The sequence below is a fragment of the Alteromonas sp. ABH4_456 genome (assembly GCF_056160645.1).
The window spans coordinates 1-2427 of sequence record NZ_JBSWXO010000032.1; the positions used below are offsets into that span (position 1 = coordinate 1).

Genomic DNA, 2427 nt, shown 5'->3' on the forward strand with positions numbered 1-2427 from the left:
AGAACGTTATCGAACCGCGATTGACCAACGCTTTGTTGTACGCAGACCAATTAGATATCTTACTTTTCGCCTTGCCCATTCTTATTCGCCATCAGGAAATATGACGATCTGATCAGGTAAACGCTGTAAAGTTCAATTTAGGCAACAACGCCGCTACAATCAGGAGCGAAGTGACGCAGCTCATGCGTAAGCGTCCCAGCGGCCCTGCGAGCGACTAAGTATTTATATGGATAATTCTTCCCTAATTTCCCCACAACTTCTTCAAAGATGAGTAACGTGAGGCCCGGAGTTTGGCTGCAACCAAAGTTGGCTGCGTGGCAGTGTGATTGTTATATCGCGAGTTTGCCCGCAGCCTCAGAACCTATAGATTGGTTTATTTTGTGTTGAAAGTAAATGACATGAAAGAAGCTGCTAAGGAAAGGGCCCAGCCACAACGCATTGCCTTTTGAGACGTTATTTATTCTGTTGATCCTATTTCTGACTTTGATAATCCATACGATATGAAGTATTGCCGACAGCAGATGAAGAAGTTTAGCAGTAATCAATAGTGGTACTGGTGCAGAGAAAAGAAAATAGTAGATGAGACCAAGTAGAGAAACTAAGTGAGTAGAAATTGCAGTTGTTGTGAAAGCCTTTGAAATATGACTTTCCGTTTTTGAATTGAGTATTTTAGTCAACTGCCACAGACGGAAAATGACGTAAAGCCCAAAAGTGAAAACGCATAAGGCTAGAACTACGACTACAGATTTCTCTTTAAATACATTGTTTGACTGAGACATTTCTTCTTCCTTGAAATAAACGTTGAGTCATTAATGCGGTCTATTGATTAATTTTCAAGCGTGAAGACATTGCCGGAATGTACCTTCGCGAAATAGCTCCCACATTAAGGGCGACACCATATGGGCTAAAATCCGGGCGAAGCGACAGTGCCCACGTGTTACTGTCCTGGCGAGCCTTCAAGCGGCTTAATGTGTTAGTTATGCGCTGTTGACTTACAACGCGCAAGTACCATAATTAGGTATATATTGGTATTTGGAGAAACCAGATGGCTAAAAACACCAGCATCACCCTTGGAGACCATTTTGATGGCTTTATTGCTAGCCAAATTCAAACTGGTCGGTATGGTTCAGCAAGCGAGGTGATTCGTTCAGCTCTTCGCTTGCTAGAAACACAGGAAACCAAATTAAACACTCTGCGTCAATTACTTGTAGCAGGTGAAGAAAGCGGCGAAGCTGAATACGACCTTGAGCATCTGATATCAGAACTAGTTATTGTCCCAGGGAGCTTGCGACCAACTTAATGTGATTGTTAGCAGCCAACTACTAGTAATGGTAACGACACGATATAACCGTAATTGCGGTGTCGTCCACGGCATATACCAAACGGTTTGTGTCATCTATTCTGCGAGACCAGAAACCAGAAAGATTTTCTTTAAGAGGTTCAGGCTTTCCAATTCCATCAAATGGAGAACGCTTAACATCCGAAATTAACTTATTGATACGTTTCAAGGTTTTCTTGTCTTGAGTCTGCCAATAAATGTAACTGTTCCAAGCTTCATCAGTCCATGATAACAACTTGTTACTCATCAATAAGTTCTCGCCGGGTCGTTTTTGCCGCTTTAAACTGTGCTATTGAACGATTTAAGTGTTCAGCGTTCGCTGGAGAACGAAGTAGATGAACGGTTTCCATAAGGCTGTTGTAGTAATCTAATGACATTACAACAGCATCTTCAGAGTCGCGACGGGTGATTACTGTTGTATCTGCATCGTTGATTACATTGTCCAAAACGGCTTTTAGACCATTTCGTGCTTCGGTAAAAGAGACTATTCTCATTTTGCACCCCACTTGTACATTATATGGGACAAGTTTAGATCGAAAATGAGTACATGTACAGGATGTTGTACATTAATGTATCGTGACAGCTAATACCCTGTTTAGGGTCGGAGCGAGTGACTCAATTTGTCTGTTATGCGTCGACTCTGTGAATTGAAGTGCCTACTAAATCAACTACAAGAGTATGACACTCAACCTCAAACCACTGTTTAAACATTTTCAATGTTCGCTTCCGGGGCCAAAGGCTTTCATCTACATACCAGTTGAAAAGCTCATTTTCGAACAGGTTCTCATAGTTGAGCTTTATCCATTTATTCACGATGTCGGGCGTGTCTGCATCTTCGTCACGGATAAGAAAAACTGTTCGTTCATGGTTAACCTCCTCCAATGTCATTTTCTCACCATCGGGGTTTGGATCTGCGGCATTTATCCAGTCAATTGCTGGTTGCTTATATTTGAGCATAATAGCAGCTCGGTTAATCATGCATGTTCTCCATAGACGTATAGACACAATGACTCCCTGTGAAATGCTAGCCTCCGCATTTTCGTGGGTTAGCTGAAAGCCAGTGCCATAATTAGTTTGCTTAAGACTAA

5 protein-coding genes are annotated in these 2427 nt (G+C 42.1%); 1 reads left to right on the top strand and 4 read right to left on the bottom strand.

Annotation, left to right across the window (positions count from 1 at the left end):
• Positions 1 to 329 precede the first annotated feature (329 nt).
• Positions 330 to 779, bottom strand: a complete 450-nt coding sequence (locus tag ACXAG2_RS20765) for a DUF4234 domain-containing protein (RefSeq protein WP_474870221.1) — start codon at positions 777 to 779, stop codon at positions 330 to 332.
• A gap of 266 nt (positions 780 to 1045) precedes the next feature.
• Here ACXAG2_RS20765 and ACXAG2_RS20770 point away from each other — a divergent pair, with 266 nt between their 5' ends.
• The gene (locus ACXAG2_RS20770; RefSeq protein ID WP_474870223.1) at positions 1046 to 1300 is read left to right on the top strand and encodes a type II toxin-antitoxin system ParD family antitoxin; all 255 of its coding nucleotides are present in this window, start codon (positions 1046 to 1048) and stop codon (positions 1298 to 1300) included.
• 22 nt (positions 1301 to 1322) lie between these two features.
• On the opposite strand, the gene ACXAG2_RS20775 is transcribed toward ACXAG2_RS20770, so the two are convergent.
• From ACXAG2_RS20775 to ACXAG2_RS20785, 3 genes are all read right to left on the bottom strand, one after another.
• Entirely contained in the window at positions 1323 to 1586 is a 264-nt protein-coding gene (locus tag ACXAG2_RS20775) for a Txe/YoeB family addiction module toxin (protein WP_474870226.1), read from the bottom strand.
• Positions 1579 to 1833 carry a type II toxin-antitoxin system Phd/YefM family antitoxin gene (locus ACXAG2_RS20780; RefSeq protein WP_303575219.1) on the bottom strand — a complete coding sequence of 85 codons (255 nt, stop codon included), beginning with the start codon at positions 1831 to 1833 and terminating at the stop codon, positions 1579 to 1581. The genes ACXAG2_RS20775 and ACXAG2_RS20780 overlap by 8 nt, the downstream gene beginning before the upstream one ends.
• A gap of 133 nt (positions 1834 to 1966) precedes the next feature.
• Positions 1967 to 2427 (bottom strand): hypothetical protein (locus ACXAG2_RS20785; RefSeq protein WP_474870229.1); only part of this gene is annotated, 461 nt, incomplete at its 5' end.